The organism is Proteiniphilum sp. UBA5384, from assembly GCF_002410825.1.
Lineage (GTDB): Bacteria > Bacteroidota > Bacteroidia > Bacteroidales > Dysgonomonadaceae > Proteiniphilum.
The window spans coordinates 26,543-47,601 of record NZ_DHOS01000002.1; the positions used below are offsets into that span (position 1 = coordinate 26,543).

The window sequence follows — 21,059 nt, forward strand, 5'->3', positions numbered from 1 at the left end:
AATGTATTCATCTATTGACCTGGAAAAAAGACAATTGACTATTTCTTATCGGTAATTAACATCACAGCGACAGGTAACTTTTTCTTTTTTAGTATCTTTGCTTCCTCAAAACAATAAAATGACATTCAATTACGACATCATAGTGGTGGGAGCAGGCCATGCCGGATGCGAAGCGGCGATGGCTGCAGCCAATTTGGGATCCAGAACGCTGTTGATCACCATGGACATGAACAAGATTGCCCAGATGAGCTGCAATCCTGCCGTAGGTGGTATTGCAAAGGGACAGATTGTACGTGAAATTGATGCATTAGGTGGACAGACGGGGATCGTGAGTGACAAGACGGCCATCCAGTTCCGGATGCTCAACCGCTCCAAAGGGCCCGCCATGTGGAGCCCCCGGGTGCAAAGTGATCGGATGAAGTTTATCGAGACATGGCGGAAGATCATCGAGAACACGCCGAACTTAGATATGTGGCAGGATGTGGTGACCGAACTCCTGTATAACAATTCTACCCTCAACGGCGTAAAGACCGGCATGGGCGTGGAGTTCTTCTCCAAAGCGGTGATCCTTACCAACGGTACTTTCCTGAACGGATTGATCCATATCGGCAAGGTACAGATCAGCGGAGGACGTATCTCTGAACCGGCTTCTACTGGAATGACGGAGCAGTTGCGGGATTTGGGATTCACTACTGACAGAATGAAAACCGGCACACCCGTACGTATTGACGGAAGAACGGTCGATTTCTCCCTGCTGGAAGAACAGGAAGGAGATATAGATTTTCATAAGTTCTCCTATCTTCCGGAGGTACAACGGACGCTTCAACAGCGAAGCTGCTGGATAGCCTACACCTCTGAAGAGGTACATCAAGCTTTACGGGAGGGACTTCATGATTCCCCCCTCTACAATGGGCAGATTCAGAGTATCGGGCCGAGGTATTGTCCCAGTATAGAAACCAAAATTGTCACTTTCTCAGACAAGACAAGTCATCAGCTTTTCCTCGAACCGGAAGGAGAAACAACCCACGAATATTATCTCAACGGGTTCTCCTCTTCCCTCCCCTTGCAGACACAATTGAAAGCCCTGCAACTTATCCCCGCCTTTCGGAATGTACATATTTTCCGGCCGGGATATGCAATCGAGTATGATTTTTTTGACCCACGCCAACTGCATCCGACATTAGAAACAAAACCGGTGAAGAACCTTTTTTTCGCGGGACAGATCAACGGAACAACGGGATATGAAGAAGCGGCAGGACAAGGACTGATCGCAGGCATCAATGCCCATGTCAGCTGCCATGGAGGAACTCCTTTTATATTGCGCAGAGATGAGGCTTATATTGGGGTGCTGATCGATGACCTGATTACGAAAGGAGTGGATGAGCCCTACCGGATGTTCACCTCCCGTGCGGAATACCGTATTCTCCTCCGTCAGGATAACGCAGACGAGCGACTCACAAAAAAATCCAATGAATTAGGTTTGGCTACGCAGGAAAGATTACAATTACTCAATGACAAGGAGGAAAAAGTAACCGAAATCATCAATTTTGTGCATAATTTTTCTATCAAATCGGAGCGAATTAATCCATTTTTGGAACATATCGGGACAGCGCCACTAAAGCATGGAGTGAAGCTGTACGACCTACTGACAAGGCCTCACATCGACCTGTCACTAATGTCACAGGAAATAATTCCTCTGAAAGAATTGCTGGAATCCATCCAAGAGCGCAAAGACGAAATAATAGAATCAGCCGATATAGAAATAAAATACAATGGATATATCAAACGCGAGCGGATAATGGCCGACAAAATCACACGGCTGGAAGACATCCGTATCAAAGATAAATTCAACTACAACGAAATACAATCGCTCTCCACAGAAGCACGGCAGAAACTGACTAAAATAAATCCCGAGACCATCGCGCAGGCAAGCAGGATTCCGGGTGTTTCACCCAATGATATCTCTGTGCTGCTTGTACTATTGGGGCGATAAAAAATAGAATGTTTCACGTGGAACATTAAAAAAAGAATATAAAAATGAGTATTGAAACACTTACTTCCTCCGTTAGGAATATCCAGGATTTCCCCATACCGGGAGTCTTGTTCAGGGACATTACCACCTTGTTCCAATCGCCTACACATTTAAAAGAACTTTCGGACATCCTGTACCAAAGGTACCAAAACAAGGGAATTACCAAAGTGGTAGGAATAGAATCCAGAGGCTTTTTTATGGGTCCGGTTGCAGCAATCCGATTAGGAGCCGGGTTCGTCCCCGTCCGTAAACCAGGGAAACTCCCCTATAAAGTAATAGAGGAAACCTACACAAAAGAATATGGAGAAGACGCGATCCAGATTCACGAGGATGCATTATCGAGCGACGATGTGGTATTGTTGCATGATGATTTACTAGCCACCGGGGGAACAATGGTAGCTGCTTACAACCTTGTAAAAAAATTGGGGGTAAAAAAAATTTATATCAATTTCCTTATCGAATTAGAAGAGTTGAACGGTCGGCAACATTTTCCGAAAGAGGTAGAAATAAATTCAATAATTAAATTTTAAACCCCGGAATCTCCGGCTAAATGATACAAATTTCTCACCATTTCCCGGAGATATCCTATTCTGAAAATTAAAAGAGATTTTATCCCCTGTCATGACCGACGAAGTAAAAAATACATTGGCTGTTATTCCCCATCAACCCGGATGTTATCAATTCCTGGATGAGAAGGGTACAGTTATTTATGTCGGAAAGGCCAAAAGCCTAAAAAAAAGAGTCTCTTCCTATTTCAATAAACACCACGAGCATCCAAAGACCCGCATACTGGTCCGTCATATAAGGCAAATAAAATATATTGTTGTCAATTCAGAAGAGGATACTTTTCTGCTCGAAAATAACCTGATAAAGCAATTAAAGCCTCGGTACAATGTGATGCTGAAAGACGATAAATCTTATCCTTTTATCGTAATAAGAAATGAGTATTTCCCACGTGTATACAAGACACGCAATGTGGTAAAAGACGGATCAAAATACTTTGGCCCTTACACTTCGGTACAATCCGTAGATGCCTTATTGGATATTTTCAGGAAAGTATATAAAGTCCGTACATGCCGCCTCAACCTTACACCCGAAAATATTGCAGCCGGCAAATTCAATGTCTGTCTCGAATATCATATAAAACGATGCAAGGGGCCGTGCGAAGGATTACAATCATTAGAAGATTATAACAAGAATATTGCGGAGATTATTGAGATTTTAAAAGGGAATGTCGCCATCATAGAAAAGCAAATTCTTACAGAGATGCAACTGCTGGCCGAACAATTAAAATTTGAAGAAGCGCATGAACTAAAAGAAAAGCTACAACTAATCCATAATTTCAGGGAAAGGTCTCAAGTGGTCAGTAATATTCATTATAATCTGGATGTATTTTCCATTGAAGAATCCGAACAATCAGCCTATATCAATTACCTGCATGTAGTGAACGGAGCCGTAAATCAGGCCTATACTTTCGAATATAAAAAAAGGCTTGATGAGACGCCGGAAGAACTATTAGGCATGGGGATTGTGGAAATGCGTCAGCGATTCGGCAGTGAGATGAAAGAAATTATTGTACCTTTTACTCCGGACCTAAAAGTCCCCAATGTAGAATTTACCATCCCTCAACGGGGAGAAAAGAGAACGCTTCTCAGTTTGTCGGAAAAAAATGTAAAACAATACAAGATCGACAAACTGAAAAAAGCAGAGATGCTCAATCCCGACCAACGGGCGACCAGAATATTGAAGGGGGTGCAAAATGATCTTCAGTTAAAAGAAATTCCATGGCATATCGAGTGTTTTGATAATTCCAATATACAGGGAACAAATCCGGTTGCCGCATGTGTGGTTTTCAAAAAAGCCAAACCATCCAAAAAAGATTACCGTCATTACAACGTTAAAACCGTCGTAGGCCCTGATGATTTCGCATCTATGCGAGAGATTGTGGAAAGACGCTACTCTCGGCTGCTTAACGAAGGCGCTTCACTGCCCCAACTCATTGTAATTGACGGAGGTAAGGGGCAATTACACGCTGCTGTAGAATCACTTCAGAAAATCGGATTATATGGAAAAATTGCCGTGATAGGGATTGCCAAGCGTTTAGAAGAAATATATTTTCCCGAAGATCCGGTTCCTCTCTATATCGATAAAAATTCCGAGACGTTAAAGCTTATTCAGCAATTACGGGATGAAGCACATCGGTTCGGGATTACTTTCCATCGACAAAAAAGGAGTAAATCACAAACAACATCCGAACTCGATCAAGTGAAAGGCATCGGATCTGAAACAAAAAAGAAGTTACTTGTCCATTTCAAAAGTATCAAACGGATAAAGGAAGCCAACAAGGAGGAGATTGTCTCAGTGATAGGAAAAAATAAAGGGGAAATTATATGGAAGTGGATTCACGGATGAAATACTATTTTCTTTATATATCAAATCTATGAGGTTACTTATTCAACGTGTAAAAAAAGCGGTCGTTTATATCAGCCGACAGAAAATAAGCAGTATCAGAGAAGGCATGCTGCTCTTTATAGGTATCGAGGAAACCGATAATGAAGAAGATATTACATTTTTATGTAAAAAGACAGTTAATTTACGTATATTTGATGATGAGAAAGGAGTAATGAACCGCTCGATACGGGAAACAGGCGGAGATATTTTAGTGGTTTCCCAATTCACATTGCATGCAAGTACAAAAAAAGGAAACCGCCCTTCTTATATACGTGCTGCCAGGCCGGACGTATCCAAACCGTTGTATGATCAATTCTGCAGCACTCTGTCACAAATGCTACAAAAGCCGGTAGCTACCGGAGAGTTCGGAGCAGATATGGAGGTAGAGTTAACAAATAACGGCCCTGTCACCATCTGGATCGATTCAAAGAACAGAGAATAATAACTGAGAGGCTTGGGAGAAGGTGAGAAAAAGAAAAAGAAATAACATGACGATACAGGAGGTACAGCATCAGGTAGACCAGTGGATAAGGACTTATGGCGTACGCTATTTCAGCGAATTGACCAATATGGCTATTCTCACTGAAGAGGTAGGTGAATTGGCCCGGATTATGGCTCGTACGTATGGCGACCAATCCTTCAAAAAATCGGATTTATCGAAAAATCTGGCGGACGAGATGGCCGATGTACTTTGGGTATTAGTATGTTTAGCAAACCAAACCGGAGTAGATTTGGAAGACGCGTTACATAAGAATTTCGAGAAAAAGACACAGAGAGACGTGAATAGACATTTGAATAATGAAAAATTATAAATACATCATTCATTAAACTAATATTTGGTAGATGCATAATAATTAAAGAATAAGATAGAATCAATGGAAACAAGTAAATACACTACAGCAATCAACACCCATCCGTTCAGATTGACAGACGAGGAGGTTTCAAAAAAAGTAAATGACTTGCTCAATGAAAAATACAATGAGAATAATAATGCGAAAGTCTATAAAAAATTATATAGCTGCATAGATCTCACTTCATTGAACAGCACCGATTCAAATGAAAGTATCTGGAAATTTACCGAAAAGGTAAACAAGTTCGATGGTTCGAATCCGGAAATGGATAATGTAGCAGCCGTTTGTGTATATCCCAACTTTGTCCGTACAGTAAAAGAAGCACTCACAGCCGATGTGAAGATCGCCTGTGTAGCAGGAGGATTCCCTTCATCTCAGACTTTCAGCGAAATCAAAGTGGTAGAAACATCACTGGCCGTAGCAGATGGGGCAGATGAAATCGATGTGGTCATCAATGTAGGAAATTTTTTAGATGGTGAATACGAAGGAATGTGTGAAGAACTCACCGAAATAAAAGATGCTTGCCGTCATGCTTCTCTAAAGATAATCCTCGAAACCGGCGCATTACAGAATGTAAAGAATATCCATAATGCAGCCGTTTTAGCCCTCTATTCCGGAGCAGACTTCCTTAAAACATCCACGGGAAAAGGATATCCGGGAGCCTCTCCCGAAGCAGCATACGTGATGTGCCATGCCATCCGCTCCTATCATGCTAAAACCGGAAGGAAAGTAGGTTTGAAAATGGCCGGAGGAATTGCCACGGCGGAGGATGCGATAAAATATTACACTATAGTGAAAGAGATGCTGGGGGAGGAATGGTGCAACAATGCCTTCTTTCGCATAGGTGCAAGCCGATTGGCCGAGAACCTGCTCTCCAAAATTGATGTTCTGTGATAATATGACTAATATGCCAATCGAAGCGTAGCAAAAATCCCGATGTGTCGGGATGGGAATAATGTGAACAATCATTCTTAATTTTCAACTATATAATATGATGCAGATCAAACAGTTGATACTGGCGACAATTGCCTGTATATCAAGTATAAATACATTGCCTGCCCAGGAATATAAATCAATTTCCCCTCGCCGGACGCTTCCCTACTGGCAGGATATAAACGTAGTGCAGGTAAACAGGGAGTATCCGCGCACGCAATTTATGACCTATGCAAACAAAACAGAAGCGCTTAACACACCTTACGAAAAGAGCAGATATTATCAATCCCTTAACGGAACATGGAAATTCTATTTCGTGGAGTCCTATAAACAATTACCCGAAAACATCACTGATTCTGTTGTAGCATTAGCAGACTGGAAAGATATCAAAGTGCCCGGTAATTGGGAAATTCAGGGATTTGGCACTCCGATCTATGTGAACCATCCTTATGAATTTGTAGAACGTGATCCAAAAACCCGTTTCCCTAAAATGGAACCACCCTATCTCCCAGAAAAGAATCCGGTGGGTGTGTATCGTCGTGAAATAGATATACCGGAAGAGTGGGAGGATCGGGAGATATTCCTAACGATAGACGGTGTCAAATCGGGCGTATATGTGTATATCAACGGCGAAGAGGTGGGATATAGTGAGGATTCCAAAACACCCGCCGAGTTCAGGATTAATTCCTATATACAACCCGGAAAAAACTCACTCGTATTAAAAATATTCCGGTGGAGCACCGGTTCCTATTTAGAATGTCAAGACTTCTGGCGTATCAGTGGCATCGAGAGAGATGTCTTCCTATGGTCACAACCCAAGACTTCATTGCGGGATTTCAGAGTGAAATCGACGCTTGACGATGATTACTTAAATGGTATCTTCGAATTGGAAACTACAGTAAGCAATTATCAATCCGGTGCTTCTTATGCCAACGTATCATACGAACTGCTCGATCCCTACGGTAAGGTCGTCGCTTCCCAAACAAAGCCGATAGCTGTACAAAGCCATGGAGAGAATAGTATCCGTTTCAGTGCGCAATTGCCGTATGTAACTACTTGGACTTCGGAGCAACCACATCTTTACAAATTACTTATTACAGTGAAAAAAGAAGGGGAAGAATCTGAAGAGGTAGTCCCCTATCCTGTCGGCTTTCGCCGTTTTGAGATCAAACCTGTAAAAACAGGTCACCGGATCGACCGGTTGTTCCTTGTGAACGGACAACCCATCAAGATAAAAGGTGTGAATATACATGAGACTAATCCCGAAACAGGACACTACGTCACGGAGGAATTGATGCGAAAAGATTTTGAACTGATGAAACTACACAATATCAACAGTGTCCGACTCTCCCATTATCCTCAATCGCGCCGCTTTTACGAACTTTGTAACGAATATGGGCTCTATGTATATGACGAAGCCAATATCGAATCACACGGGCTCTATTATGGCGAGAGATCCCTTGCCAAACATCCGGAATGGGAACAAGTACATATGGACAGAACTGTAAATATGTTCGAACGAAATAAAAATCAACCCTCCATTTTTATCTGGTCATTGGGAAATGAGGCCGGAAACGGCATCAATTTCTTCCATACTTACAAATACCTGAAAGACCAGGAACGTAGCCTGATGAATCGACCGGTAAACTATGAACGGGCATTATGGGATTCCAATACAGATATGTACGTGCCCCAATACCCCAGTGCGGCCTGGTTGGAAGAAATCGGCAGAAAAGGAAGTGACCGTCCCGTGATCCCATCGGAATATTCACACGCGATGGGTAATTCCAACGGTAATCTTGATATCCAATGGGAAGCCATCTACAAATACCCGAACCTGCAAGGAGGGTATATCTGGGAATGGGTGGAACACGCCTTATTGAAACACGATGAAAATGGAACACCCTTTTGGGCTTATGGAGGTGACTATGGTGTAGATATGGGAAGTGATGGGAATTTCGTATGTGACGGTGTGGTTGACCCGGCAAGAACTCCCCACCCCGCTATGGCAGAAATACAATATGTACACCAGAATTTTGGATTTGAGGCAGTTGATTCGGAGAAAGGTATTTTCAGGGTTATAAACCGCCAATATTTTACCAATACTGATAATTATATCTTCCGCTACATCATCACAGAAGGTGGAGCAACCTTCGATGAAGGAGTGTTGGATATTGCTCTCTTACCACAGCAAACAGCAGAGGTAAAGGTACCGTTTGGTAACCTTCAACCCAAACCGGGAACAGAATATTTTGTCAATTTTGAAGTAGTCCAAAAAGAGGCGCAATCGCCTATACCCTCAGGCTATATCGTGGCCATCGAACAATTCAAGCTACCGATTTACGTGCCGAAACAAGCCTATACCGAAACCTCAAATTATCCTGCATTAAAAATAGAACAAAAAGGAAATATTCTCCGGGTAAGCTCTACCCGACTGGAATTTCAGTTCGACAAGGCAAGCGGTATGCCCACCTCTTATGAGGTGGATGGCATCCAATATTTCGACAAAGGGTTTGGCGTACAACCCAACTTCTGGCGTGGCCCCAACGACAATGACTACGGAAACGGCAATCCTTATCGACTTCAAGTCTGGAAGCAATCGAGTAAGGATTTCAAGGTAACCGATGTGAAAAGCTACCCGGAAGATAAAAACGTAGTGGTAGAAACTACTTATCTGCTTGCCGCCGGGAATCTCTACACTCTAAAATACAATATATACCCGTCGGGAATCGTGAAAGTCAGTGTACAGTTCCATTCCACCGATATGCAAGAGACAGAAGTCGAAGTATCAGAGGCTACGCTGACTGCCACGTTTTCCCCGGAAGCATCAGCAGCACGTAAAGCATCATCAACTTTAAATGTGCCTCGCATTGGAGTGCGTTTTCGTCTCTCCCCATCTATGAATGATGTGAAATATTATGGTCGGGGTCCCGGAGAGAATTATGTCGACCGTGCTTCCGGATCGAAAGTAGGTGTTTATAGCACCACGGCAGAAAGTATGTATGTCCCTTACTCCCGACCCCAAGAAAACGGCCATAGAACTGATGTCCGATGGCTAACACTCACCGGTGGACCCGGTGGATTACTGGTAGTTGCCGATAGTACGATAGGGTTTAACGCACTTCGCCACAGCGTGGAAGATTTTGATTCTGAAGAAAACAAAGACAAGCCCTATCAGTGGAACAACTTCAACAGTGAGGAAATTGCTGCACACTCCAATGAGGAAGCAAAGGATAAACGCCCCCGACAAACTCATATCAATGATATTATCCCCCAAAACTTTGTAGAGGTATGTATCGATATGAAACAACAGGGCGTAGCAGGATACAATAGTTGGGGAGCACGCCCCCTACCCGAATATAGCATCCCGGCCAACCAGGATTACAAGTGGGGATTTACATTGATTCCGGTGAAGAGTGAAGCTGAAATTGCGGAAAAATCAGTGCTAAAATATGACTAAACTGCCCTCATTGATCACTATTATTTTTTACGATTACTGACATAATGTCTTATATTTACATTACTTTTACATCATTTTAAGCCATTTTGTCATTCACAAAGTACGGATAAGAGAAATACTCCTTTCGGCATATCTTTTGCCTATTCAATAGTGTAAGAATTGATAAATTAAAAGGATTAAAGATAAGGAAAGGAATAAAATTATGGCAATTATTAGACGTACCAACAACTGGTTACCGAGTATTTTCAATGATTTTTTCGGTAATGAATGGATGGAAAACAGCAGCAGATCAGTGCCTGCCATCAATATTCAGCAAAGCGAAAACGGATTTACCGTGGAAGTAGCGGCTCCGGGTATGACCAAAGAAGATTGTGTAGTCAGAATTGATGACGACAATAACCTGGTAATCTCCTTCGAGAAAAAGAATGAACAAGAAGAAAAAGACAAAAAGGGAGCTTATCTAAGACGCGAATTCTCTTACACGCAATTCCAAAGAAGGATGGTATTACCTGAGAATATAGAAAAGGATAAAATTTCTGCAAAGGTGGAAAATGGTGTATTGACCGTTGAAATTCCTACCCGAGAAGAAGGAAAAGTATCTGCCTCTAAATTAATTGAAGTACAATAATTCGAGAGGGACAGGCAATAAAACAGGAGAGTGAACCGTACATCGGGTTCACTCTCTTTTTTTAATAATTTCGTTCAAACAAATAAGAAAGAAATAGACGTAAAAGATCCTTGATCTGATTATCAATCGAGAGTTCAGATATAATCGATTCCGCCTCATCCAGCAACTCTCTTATCTTTCTATTAGCATACTCTATTCCCTCATATTCTTTGGCAAAACGAAGTATGTCTTCTATGTTTTCCTCAGAATAATCGCGTGAGCGGATGATTTTCAATACTTGATCCGACTTGGCCTCAGGTGCCCGCCGCAATGCATATATCAACGGGAGCGTCACCTTCCCTTCCCTGATATCGTTACCGGTAGGTTTCCCTACATTGGTTTTATAATAATCAAATATATCATCCCGTATTTGGAAACAAATACCCAGAATTCCTCCTAAGCGGCTGAATATTTCCACTGTTTCCTGTGTAGCACCTCCGGTAATTGCCCCGATCGTAATGCTGGCACGTAATAAAGAGGCTGTCTTCTTCTCAATTACCTCAAAATAGGAGGTTTCATCTATGACAACCTCTTCGGCAAGTGAAAACTGCACCAATTCTCCTTCGGAAAGGCTCTGTCCCAGTTCCGAGATAATCCGTACAATTTCAAGATCCCTTGTTTTCACGCTCTCCGCCAAAGCGGTCGACAAAAGATAATCGCCCACCAATACCGCCCGGGTATTATCATACACAGCATTCACTGAACGTTTCCCTCTACGCATGTCGGACTTATCGATCACATCATCGTGTACAAGCGTGGCCGTATGTAACAATTCAACAGTCACAGCTCCATGGTATGTTTCCGGGATAATTTGTCCACAGGCTTTTGCAGCCAGAAGTACTAACGTGGGTCTCAACCGCTTACCATCAGCCCCAAAAACATAATCGATAATTCCTGAAATGCGGGGATTGTCGGTTTTTATTGATTTTCGCAAATAATTATCAAAAAGACCCAATTCATCATGTAGGAAGTCTTTTATGATCTGACTTTGATCCATCGCATCCTATATTTAATTCCACAAATTTAGAAATTATTCTCCTTCCCGCAACAAATATTCGTAACTTTACGCTTCTTAATCAGATTTTAAAGATAGATATGAGCAAAAACAAACTTTTCCTTCTGGACGCATACGCACTCATTTACCGTTCTTATTACGCGTTTATCAGAAACCCGAGGGTAAACTCAAAGGGCGAGAACACATCCGCTATCTTCGGATTTGTCAATACGCTGGAAGAAGTACTCCATAAGGAAAACCCGTCGCATATCGCCGTCGCCTTCGATCCCGACGGCCCCACTTTCCGGCATCAGGAATACGAAGCCTATAAGGCACAGCGTGAAGCAACCCCGGAGGATATCAAGCGGTCGGTGCCCATCATCAAACAGATTATCACTGCTTACAATATTCCCATATTGGAAGTACCCGGTTATGAGGCCGACGATGTGATCGGTACCATTGCCAAACGGGCAGACAAAGACCGTTTTGATGTGTATATGATGACACCGGATAAAGACTACGGGCAGCTCGCCGAACCTCATATCTTTATATACAAACCCAAATACGGCAGCAACGATTTTGATATTCTAGACGACAAAAAGGTAATGGAGAGATATGGACTTTCCAGCCCTGCCCAGATGATCGACCTGCTGGGGCTGATGGGGGATGCTTCCGATAATATTCCGGGCTGCCCGGGAGTGGGAGAAAAGACGGCCGTAAAACTGCTCAACGAGTTCGGTTCCATTGAAAACCTCCTGGCGCAAAGCCGTCAATTGAAAGGGGCATTGCAAAAGAAGGTAGAAGAGAACCGGGAACAGATACTTTTCTCAAAATTCCTCGCCACCATCAAAACCGATGTTCCCATTGAAGTAAAAGAGGACGATCTTGCCCGGAAAGAGATGGACGAAGAGGCGATGAAAATACTTTTCGAGGCGTTGGAATTTCGCACATTCCTGAACCGCATGTTCAGCCGGACAACGGTGGTCGCTACCCCTAAAGGGCCTATACAGGGCAATCTCTTCGCTACCATCGAAGAAGAAATTATACAAGAAGTTGTACCTGCGGAGACCCTCTTTGCCGGATATACCGACATCCGCACAACCTCTCATCAATACACAATGATACGGTCGGAAAAGGAAATGACTGAATTGTGTGAAAAGTTGTCACGGGAAAAAGAGGTCTGCTTCGATACGGAGACTACCGACATGGATCCCCTGTTGAGCGACCTGGTAGGACTTTCCTTTGCCTTTAAAGAGGGAGAAGCTTACTATGTGCCCATTTCTGCAGACCGCGAAGAAGCCTGTCGTCAGACTGCAATCTTCAAGCCTTTTTTCGAAAATGAGTCTATCGGCAAAATCGGTCAGAACCTCAAATACGATATCCTCTCGCTCCGCAATTACGATATCCGGGTGAAAGGAAAACTCTTCGACACCATGATCGCTCATTATCTCCTCAACCCGGAGATCAGGCACGGGATGGACTATATGGCGGAGACTTACCTCAAATACCGGACAATCCATATCGAAGAATTGATCGGGCCGAGGGGTAAAAATCAAAAGTGTATGCGTGATGTGGATCCGGAAATCGTATCCGATTATGCGGCAGAAGATGCCGACATCACGTTGAAGCTGAAGAATATACTGGAGCGGGAAATCCACGAAAACAAGCTGGAGAAACTGTTCTACGAGATTGAATGCCCCCTTGTCTATGTGCTGGCTGATATGGAATGGACCGGAGTGCGGCTCGACCTGAAAGCGTTGGAAGAGCTCTCCACCCAATACACGGCCGAACTGCAACGGATTGAAAAAGAAATCACCGATATGGCCGGTATCGAGTTCAATGTCAACTCTCCCAAACAGATAGGGGAAATCCTTTTTGACCGATTGATGATCGTAGACAAACCGAAAAAAACCAAGACGGGACAGTATAAGACCAGTGAAGAGGAGTTGGAGAAGATCCGGTCGAGGCATCCTATCATAGAAAAGATACTGGAACAGAGGGGCCTGAAAAAACTCCTCGGTACTTATATCGATGCGTTCCCCCTCCTTATCAATCCCCGTACCGGAAAGATACATACTTCGTTCAACCAGACGGTAGCCGCCACAGGACGCCTGAGCAGCACCAACCCCAACCTGCAGAATATCCCCATCCGCGATGAACGGGGCAAGGAGATGCGTAAAGTATTTATTCCCGACGAAGGATGCCTGTTTGTTTCATCGGACTATTCACAGATCGAATTGCGTATCATGGCGCACCTGAGTGGCGATAAAAATATGACGGAAGCATTTAACAAAGGGCAGGATATCCATGCCGCCACTGCCGCCAAAATTTACAAGGTACCCCTCGAAGAGGTGACCGGTGATATGCGGCGCAAAGCAAAAACGGCCAATTTCGGGATTATCTACGGCATCACCCCCTTCGGCCTGTCGGAGCGGCTTACCATCTCCCGTACCGAAGCCAAAGAACTGATAGACGGTTATTTTGATACTTTCCCGCAGGTGAAACAATATATGGATGAAAGCATTTCCCGGGCACGTGATAAAGGCTTTGTGGAAACACTTCTGGGACGTAAACGGTATCTTGTCGATATCAACTCGCGCAATGCGGTCGTACGTGGATATGCAGAACGGAATGCCATCAACGCACCTATCCAGGGAAGCGCGGCGGATATCATCAAAATAGCGATGATCCGCATTTTCAATAGGTTGCAGGAAGAGAAACTACAATCCAAAATGATCCTCCAGGTACATGATGAATTGAATTTCAATGTGTTTCCTGATGAATTGGGAAAAGTAAAAGCCATCGTGACGGAGGAGATGGAAAATGCCTGCCGGTTGTCGATTCCGCTGAAGACCGATATTGGTGTGGGTGAGAATTGGCTGGCAGCACATTAGTCGATGTGGTGATGTGATGATTAGCAGATTATCTTATGCTTGACGGATTAGCGGAATACGGTTATTGGGGACTTCTACTGGCATCTTTCCTGGCAGCTACTATCCTGCCGTTCAGTTCAGAAGTGGTATTCGCGGCATTGATCGCGGCCGGATCGGATATTGGTACGAGCATCGCCTATGCTACCATAGGTAACTCGATCGGCGGTGCCACCTGTTATTATCTGGGCCGGTTAGGTAAAATAGAGTGGCTCGAAAGATGGTTCAAGATCGACCGGGAGAAGATCGACCGGATGATTGCCCTCCTGCAAACCAGGGGAGCGGCCATGGGTTTTTTCGGTTTCCTTCCCGCCGTAGGAGACCTGATGCTGGTCGCATTAGGTTTTATGCGGGCCAGCGCACCTATCGTAATGATATCGATGACTGTCGGGAAATTTCTGCGGTATTTTGTGATCGCTTTCGGTACCGATCGGATCCTGTCATGGTTTTAATGGCTGTATTTCTCATTCTTAATTTTTAGTTTTTCACTTTTAGTTCTTAGTTATCAATCATATGTCCACTATACTTTTTCATGAAATTGTTTTTGGCCCCATCCACAGCAGGCGATTGGGGATATCGCTCGGAATGAACCTGTTGCCATATGACGGCAAACTCTGTTCATTCGACTGTATTTACTGCGAATGTGGTTTTAATAAAGATTTCCGGACCAAAACGAAGTTGCCCGACCGGGAAAATGTACGGGCGGCGCTGGAAGATAAATTGCTATCCCTCCGCGGGGAGGGAGTCACACCCGATGTCATCACTTTTGCCGGTAATGGCGAACCAACGATGCACCCCGAATTCAAAGGTATTATTGAAGATACGATTGAATTACGCGACCAATATTTCCCCAATGCAAAAATAAGCGTGCTCACCAACGGCATGCACCTCAATAAACCGGAAGTATTTGAAGCACTTCAGAAAATAGAAAACCCCATCGTGAAACTCGATTCGGCAATCGATGAGACCGTCCGGCTGATCGACCGTCCCAATGCGCCCGGTTATTCAGTAGCGAGACAGGTAGCCCTCTATCAACGTTTTCAGGGTAATTTTATCCTGCAGACCCTGTTCTTAAGAGGCCGGTTTGAAGGACACGAAATCGACAACACCACCGAAGAGGAGGTTTCAGCATGGTTAGAGGTCGTCAGGGCGCTTAATCCCCGCGAGGTGATGATCTACACCATCGACCGGGAAACGCCCGCCTCAGCGCTTGAAAAAGCGCCTCTCGCCGATTTGCAGAAAATAGCTGCCAGGGTAGAGGAACTCGGAATACAAACCAATGTGGCGGGATAATGGCTCTCTATTCAAAAATTATGTCTCATTATATTGCGTGCGAGAATGTTGTCCCGAGGATGCCCGATTCACCTTTCACCCAACCAATCAACTGGCAAATCAACAGTGATGAGACATGGGGTATTGTAGGCCGCAATGGAAGCGGAAAGTCGCTCCTGTCGGAACTGATATGCGGAAAAATAGCTATTCAATCGGGTGATATCCGGTACCATTTTCCGGAAGATCCGGATAAAAATACCCGCCCCCTGCTACCTTCCCAGCAGATCCGGAAGATCGAGTTCAATGCCGCCTATACCCTACTCGACTACCGTAAGCTGTTCTACCAGCAGCGATTCAACAACTCCGAAAATGAGGATATACCGCTGGTAAGCGACTTATTACCACTTGAGAATATCTCCGGGGAAAACCGGCTTATCTTCGAGACTTTCCACCTATTCGATTGGATGGACCGGAAACTGATCCACTTATCCAGTGGTGAATTACGAAAATTTCTTATTGCCAGGGTATTGCTTGATAATCCAAAGATGTTGATCTTCGACAATCCCTTTATCGGCCTGGATGAAGCGTCGCGCAACATTCTCAACGATATGTTTCTGTTTCTGCTGAACCACTGCAATATCCGTCTTTTGTTCATTGCTCCTTCAATGGAAGACCTGCCTGACTGCACGACGCATATCCTGGAGATGCGGGACTGTATGGTCAATTACCGTGGGGAGAAATCCGGTTTTACCCCTGAGAACGGGGCGACAGGTATTCCGGCATCCGGAATAAACTGGGATGATTTCACACTTGAAGACCGCACCTGCGAAAGTAACGAACTGGTATCGATGACCAACGTGGAAATTTCTTACGGAGAACGGATCATACAAAAAGATGTGAACTGGACAATCCTCAAAGATGAGAAATGGGCGCTATTAGGACCCAATGGCTCCGGAAAATCGACCCTGCTCAGCTATATCTTTGCCGACAACCCGCAGGCTTATGCCAAGAATATACGTCTCTTCGGACGCAAAAGAGGTACCGGGGAAAGTATTTGGGATATCAAAAGGCGTATCGGATTCAGCTCCTCAGAACTGCACCTCTATTACAGGGAAAACGTGAATTGCACGGCAGTGGTTGCCTCCGGTTTTTTTGACAGTATCGGGTTATACCGCAAGTGCAATGATCAACAGGTCCGCCTCGCAGAAAAACTACTGGAAATACTACAAATAGCGCATTTGAAAGAGAGGCCGTTCCTGAGGGTTTCTTCGGGCGAACAACGGTTGCTGTTCTTTGCAAGGGCCCTGATTAAAAATCCTGAACTACTGATACTCGACGAGCCTTTCCACGGATTAGATAACCATCACAAACAGCAGTGTACCTCCATTGTCGAGTCTTTCGCACAGCAAACCGGCAAGTCGCTGATCTATGTAACCCACCACAAAGAAGAGATCCCCGATTGCATCGATCATTGCATGCAATTATAGTCATCCGGGGGGAATCACCTTAAATATCAATGGAAAAGATTGCATCAACCATTAGATGCAGTTATAGCCCCTACCAAACAAAGAGCCGTATATAGCTGTTCAATTACTTTAGTCGCTTTCTGCGCTCGGCAAAACAAATAAATTTGTTCTGCTCTTGCTTGACGAAAACGTTCTTTATATGTCCTCCAACCACAAATAAATATCATAAGGCAATGAAGACTGTATATATCGGAACCTATCCACCGCGCAGGTGTGGTATCGGAACCTTTACCCAAAACCTGCTGAAGGCCATGTCCGGCAAAGATGATTCCCCGGACAACAAAAAGGGATTTTTTGTTGTTGCCATGAACGATTTCGACCAGGAATACGATTATCCCGAGGAGGTTGTATTTACTATCCGGCAGGAGAATCAGCGCGATTATCAGGAGGCTGCGGAGTACATCAACCTCAGTGGCGCCGACTGTTGCATTCTGGAACATGAATTCGGAATTTTCGGCGGCCGTAACGGCGTATATATCCTTTCACTCCTTCATCGCCTCAAGATACCTCTTATCGTAACACTGCATACCGTATTGAAGACGCCTTCTTATGACCAGAAAGAAATCCTGCAACGTATTTGCAGGACGGCTAACCGCGTAGTGGTGATGAGCCATCACGCCGTAGAATTCCTGGAAGATATTTATGATGTGCCGAAGGAGAAGATAGCCTATATCGAGCATGGCGTACCCGATTACAAATTTTCACAGCCGGAGGCCAAAAAGGAATTTAAACTCGATAAACGTAAGGTACTCCTGACTTTCGGTTTTGTCAGCCGGAACAAAGGCATCGAGACGGCGATAAAAGCTTTGCCCGAAGTCGTTAAAAAACATCCCGAAGTATTGTATGTCGTGCTGGGGAAGACGCATCCGCACGTGCTCCATTATGTGGGTGAGGAATACCGTAACTATCTTATCCAACTGGTATCGGAATTGGATCTCGAAAATAATGTGGTGTTCATTGATAAATTCGCCAGCCAACCGGAATTATTCAAATATCTCTATGCGGCAGACATTTACCTTACGCCTTACCTCAACGAAGCGCAGATTACCAGCGGCACGCTTTCGTATGCTGTGGGCGTAGGATGCCCGGTGGTTTCAACCCCCTACTGGCATGCGGTGGAATTGCTGGCCGACGACAGGGGTATACTCTTCGATTTCAGCAACCATGTGCAACTGGCCGATATCCTGATCGATTTGCTGGACCACCCTGAAAAGCGGCTCCGGCTTAGTAGGAATGCCTATGAATATGGACGTGAGATCACCTGGCCCAAAATCGGTGCCAAATACAACAACCTCGTCAAAGAAGTAACGGCAGAGCAGCTAAAAATCCCCAGGAAAGAAACCATTCCCTTCGACATAAAAATCCTGCCGCCCTTTTCACTGGCGCATGTAAAGCGGCTGACCGACCATACGGGAATCATCCAGCATACCAAATTCGGTATCCCCAACTTAAAGGAAGGCTATTGCCTGGATGATAACGCACGGGCGCTCATCATGGCCCTGATGGCTTATAAAGAAACCAAAAGCCAAAAAGCACTGGAGTTCTGCCCCGTTTATCTGAGTTTCATCTATTATATGCAAAATGACGACGGGACCTTTCATAATTTCCTGAACTTTGACCGGACTTTTGTCGAGGAACAAGGCTCTGAAGACTCTTTCGGGCGTGCTATATGGGCGTTGGGATATATGTTGGACAATGCCCCGAACGACTCGTACTCTCAAATCGGGAAATATATGCTGGACAAATCCGTCCCCGTATTCGACAACCTTCGTTCGGTACGCAGCATAGCCAATGTCATCCTCGGCATTTCTTACTATTTGAAGAACAACATGGGAGATGATGTGATGATTGAACGGTTGCGCAAACTCACTGCTTTTCTGGTGGAAGAATACCGCCAAAATACCCGCGCCGACTGGAAATGGTATGAAATCCTATTTGCCTATGACAACGGCTTGCTGCCGCTCGCCATGTTGCATGCCGCAGATATCCTGAAGGATGAAGAAGTCCGGAGGATCGCCTTCGAATCGATGCAATTCCTCTCGGATATCACCCTGAAAGAGGGGTATTTGTCGATTATCGGAAACGAAAAATGGTATCACCGGGAAGACACCCGCTCTGATTTTGCCCAACAACCGGTGGACGCCATGTGCATGGTATTGATGTTTTATCAGGCATATAAAATGACCGACAATATCGACTACCTTAAAAAGCTTTTTGCTTCCTTCATGTGGTTCTTAGGAGAAAACGACCTCCGGCTCAACCTCTATAATTATGAAACCGAAGGATGTTTCGACGGTTTGGAACGGGATGGCCTCAGCCGCAACCAGGGGGCGGAGAGCACCCTCGCCTACCTGATCTCTTACCTTGTGGTGCTGGAAGCTCACGAAGAGTATTACAGCAAAGACTGGCAACAGCACCAAACGGATAACTTAACAAGCAATGGATGAGTAATATGTAAAAAGAATGAATTGTTATGCAAGAAATTGTAAAAAGAAAAAGGGCAAGGATAGAAAGGGATCCTTCCCGGGTGATTACCCGGCCATATATCCCGGGAGATCTTTCGAGGATAAACAACTTGCTTTCTAAAGTATTGGGGTTATCCGAATCCACGGCTAAAAAAATATTGCTGCAACTCCATCATGATTTCGCCGACCGGCACCGGAACCTGGATGAATTATTAATGGTAAATTTCGACAAGGTAGCCGAATATATTCCCCATACGATCCACATTTCACTTACCAAGAAAATGCTTATAGGGTCTTATTTTACCATGGAATATTCCATTGAGTCGGCAGCCCTCTTCAATCCCTCCATCGTCCTTCACCCCGACCAGAGCAATGTCCCGAAGGGTGGCGCACGGTTTGTCATGAGCCTGCGCGCGACGGGAGAAGGGCATATCTCATCGATCGTGTTCCGAAGCGGCATCATCGATAGCGACTTTTCGTTCATATTCGACAGTGTGCCGGATTTCGTGGAAACACCTGCCATGCTGCATGATCCCTTTTACGACAATCATCTTTTCTGCCTTAGCCTTCAGGAAATGGGTGTCTGGAACGATACCTCCGAAAAAATCCTGAGCCGGTTACAGCCCTTTTTTACTTATCAGGACCTTAAATTCAGTATTCATGAAGTATACAAGAAAAATCCCGATCAAAGCGACGATACTACCATCAATGCCATCAACTGGCTGGCCAATTCGAATTACAAGATAAAGTTCAACGATAAAACCCAATTATCGGAACGGGTGATATATCCGGTTTCAGAGAATGAAAGCAAAGGCATCGAGGACGCCCGTTTCGTCCAATTTACCAGAGACAACGGGAAAACTGTCTACTATGCCACTTACACTGCCTATAACGGTGAACACATCCTGCCGCAACTGATCAAAACAAAAGATTTCGTCACCTTCAATATTTCCACCCTGAACGGTAAAGCCATACAAAACAAAGGTCTGGCATTGTTCCCCCGTAAGATAAACGGAATGTACGCCATGCTGTCGAGGCAGGACGGCGAAAATAACCATATCATGTTTTCCGACAACCTGCACTTCTGGCATACCTCCCAGGTCATCCAGGAACCACTCTACCCGTGGGAATTCGTACAAATCGGGAATTGCGGCTCCCCTATTGAATTAAAGGAAGGCTGGCTGGTACTGACACATGGCGTGGGGCCCATGCGTCAATATTGCATCAGCGCCATATTGCTCGACCTCAACGATCCCACAAAGATTATCGGACGATTGGCAGAACCATTGCTGTCACCCAACGAGGAAGAGCGGGTGGGATACGTACCCAATGTAATATATACCTGCGGGGCGATGCTCCTCAACGGGCACCTGATTATCCCCTACGCCATGTCGGATATCACCACGCGGGTAGCCACGGTAGAATTAAAAAGCCTCCTCAGGATGATGAAACTCGCCGGTTAGTCTTTAGTTAATCGA

General features: G+C 44.7%; 15 protein-coding genes. 14 read left to right on the plus strand and 1 reads right to left on the minus strand.

The genetic code is table 11. The features are described from left to right. Positions 1-118 precede the first annotated feature (118 nt). From mnmG to B4G81_RS01325, 8 genes are all read left to right on the plus strand, one after another. Positions 119-1,993 carry a tRNA uridine-5-carboxymethylaminomethyl(34) synthesis enzyme MnmG gene (gene mnmG / locus B4G81_RS01290; protein WP_294079272.1) on the plus strand — a complete coding sequence of 625 codons (1,875 nt, stop codon included), beginning with the start codon at positions 119-121 and terminating at the stop codon, positions 1,991-1,993. Between the two features lie 44 nt (positions 1,994-2,037). Continuing rightward, the gene (locus B4G81_RS01295; protein WP_294079274.1) at positions 2,038-2,562 is read left to right on the plus strand and encodes an adenine phosphoribosyltransferase; all 525 of its coding nucleotides are present in this window, start codon (positions 2,038-2,040) and stop codon (positions 2,560-2,562) included. 91 nt (positions 2,563-2,653) lie between these two features. Next, positions 2,654-4,444 (plus strand): excinuclease ABC subunit UvrC, encoded by a 1,791-nt coding sequence (gene uvrC / locus B4G81_RS01300; RefSeq protein WP_294079276.1) that lies wholly within the window; start codon positions 2,654-2,656, stop codon positions 4,442-4,444. Positions 4,445-4,472: 28 nt separating this feature from the next. Beyond that, positions 4,473-4,925, plus strand: coding sequence for a D-aminoacyl-tRNA deacylase (dtd, locus tag B4G81_RS01305; RefSeq protein ID WP_294079278.1), 453 nt, complete (start codon positions 4,473-4,475; stop codon positions 4,923-4,925). Positions 4,926-4,971: 46 nt separating this feature from the next. Continuing rightward, the gene (locus B4G81_RS01310) at positions 4,972-5,295 is read left to right on the plus strand and encodes a nucleotide pyrophosphohydrolase (protein ID WP_294079280.1); all 324 of its coding nucleotides are present in this window, start codon (positions 4,972-4,974) and stop codon (positions 5,293-5,295) included. 63 nt (positions 5,296-5,358) lie between these two features. Beyond that, positions 5,359-6,228 carry a deoxyribose-phosphate aldolase gene (gene deoC / locus B4G81_RS01315; RefSeq protein WP_294079282.1) on the plus strand — a complete coding sequence of 290 codons (870 nt, stop codon included), beginning with the start codon at positions 5,359-5,361 and terminating at the stop codon, positions 6,226-6,228. A gap of 97 nt (positions 6,229-6,325) precedes the next feature. Continuing rightward, entirely contained in the window at positions 6,326-9,727 is a 3,402-nt protein-coding gene (locus tag B4G81_RS01320; protein ID WP_414703142.1) for a glycoside hydrolase family 2 TIM barrel-domain containing protein, read from the plus strand. Between the two features lie 202 nt (positions 9,728-9,929). Further along, positions 9,930-10,355, plus strand: coding sequence for an Hsp20/alpha crystallin family protein (locus tag B4G81_RS01325; RefSeq protein WP_294079284.1), 426 nt, complete (start codon positions 9,930-9,932; stop codon positions 10,353-10,355). Positions 10,356-10,416: 61 nt separating this feature from the next. On the opposite strand, the gene B4G81_RS01330 is transcribed toward B4G81_RS01325, so the two are convergent. Further along, positions 10,417-11,391: a polyprenyl synthetase family protein gene (locus tag B4G81_RS01330; protein WP_294079286.1), complete on the minus strand. Its 975-nt coding sequence runs from the start codon at positions 11,389-11,391 to the stop codon at positions 10,417-10,419. Between the two features lie 98 nt (positions 11,392-11,489). Here B4G81_RS01330 and polA point away from each other — a divergent pair, with 98 nt between their 5' ends. The 6 genes from polA (at position 11,490) to B4G81_RS01360 (ending at position 21,044) form a co-directional block, all read left to right on the plus strand. Continuing rightward, a complete protein-coding gene (gene polA, locus B4G81_RS01335) occupies positions 11,490-14,282 on the plus strand; it encodes a DNA polymerase I (RefSeq protein WP_294079288.1) in 2,793 nt (930 codons plus the stop codon). Between the two features lie 35 nt (positions 14,283-14,317). Next, complete coding sequence (locus tag B4G81_RS01340; RefSeq protein ID WP_294079290.1) at positions 14,318-14,770, plus strand: YqaA family protein; 453 nt, start codon at positions 14,318-14,320, stop codon at positions 14,768-14,770. 61 nt (positions 14,771-14,831) lie between these two features. After that, entirely contained in the window at positions 14,832-15,611 is a 780-nt protein-coding gene (locus tag B4G81_RS01345; protein ID WP_294079292.1) for a radical SAM protein, read from the plus strand. Positions 15,612-15,631: 20 nt separating this feature from the next. Next, positions 15,632-17,077 (plus strand): ATP-binding cassette domain-containing protein, encoded by a 1,446-nt coding sequence (locus B4G81_RS01350; protein ID WP_294079294.1) that lies wholly within the window; start codon positions 15,632-15,634, stop codon positions 17,075-17,077. A gap of 212 nt (positions 17,078-17,289) precedes the next feature. After that, a complete protein-coding gene (locus B4G81_RS01355; RefSeq protein WP_294079296.1) occupies positions 17,290-19,563 on the plus strand; it encodes a glycosyltransferase family 4 protein in 2,274 nt (757 codons plus the stop codon). A gap of 26 nt (positions 19,564-19,589) precedes the next feature. Continuing rightward, positions 19,590-21,044 (plus strand): glycoside hydrolase family 130 protein, encoded by a 1,455-nt coding sequence (locus B4G81_RS01360; protein WP_294079298.1) that lies wholly within the window; start codon positions 19,590-19,592, stop codon positions 21,042-21,044. Positions 21,045-21,059: the final 15 nt, after the last annotated feature.

Bases quoted from the DNA above. Each gene is read 5' to 3' on its own strand.
- mnmG (WP_294079272.1), top strand. From the start codon at position 119: ATGACATTCAATTACGACATCATAGTGGTGGGAGCAGGCCATGCCGGA.
- B4G81_RS01295 (WP_294079274.1), top strand. From the start codon at position 2,038: ATGAGTATTGAAACACTTACTTCCTCCGTTAGGAATATCCAGGATTTC.
- uvrC (WP_294079276.1), top strand. From the start codon at position 2,654: ATGACCGACGAAGTAAAAAATACATTGGCTGTTATTCCCCATCAACCC.
- dtd (WP_294079278.1), top strand. From the start codon at position 4,473: ATGAGGTTACTTATTCAACGTGTAAAAAAAGCGGTCGTTTATATCAGC.
- B4G81_RS01310 (WP_294079280.1), top strand. From the start codon at position 4,972: ATGACGATACAGGAGGTACAGCATCAGGTAGACCAGTGGATAAGGACT.
- deoC (WP_294079282.1), top strand. From the start codon at position 5,359: ATGGAAACAAGTAAATACACTACAGCAATCAACACCCATCCGTTCAGA.
- B4G81_RS01320 (WP_414703142.1), top strand. From the start codon at position 6,326: ATGATGCAGATCAAACAGTTGATACTGGCGACAATTGCCTGTATATCA.
- B4G81_RS01325 (WP_294079284.1), top strand. From the start codon at position 9,930: ATGGCAATTATTAGACGTACCAACAACTGGTTACCGAGTATTTTCAAT.
- B4G81_RS01330 (WP_294079286.1), bottom strand. From the start codon at position 11,391: ATGGATCAAAGTCAGATCATAAAAGACTTCCTACATGATGAATTGGGT.
- polA (WP_294079288.1), top strand. From the start codon at position 11,490: ATGAGCAAAAACAAACTTTTCCTTCTGGACGCATACGCACTCATTTAC.
- B4G81_RS01340 (WP_294079290.1), top strand. From the start codon at position 14,318: ATGCTTGACGGATTAGCGGAATACGGTTATTGGGGACTTCTACTGGCA.
- B4G81_RS01345 (WP_294079292.1), top strand. From the start codon at position 14,832: ATGTCCACTATACTTTTTCATGAAATTGTTTTTGGCCCCATCCACAGC.
- B4G81_RS01350 (WP_294079294.1), top strand. From the start codon at position 15,632: ATGTCTCATTATATTGCGTGCGAGAATGTTGTCCCGAGGATGCCCGAT.
- B4G81_RS01355 (WP_294079296.1), top strand. From the start codon at position 17,290: ATGAAGACTGTATATATCGGAACCTATCCACCGCGCAGGTGTGGTATC.
- B4G81_RS01360 (WP_294079298.1), top strand. From the start codon at position 19,590: ATGCAAGAAATTGTAAAAAGAAAAAGGGCAAGGATAGAAAGGGATCCT.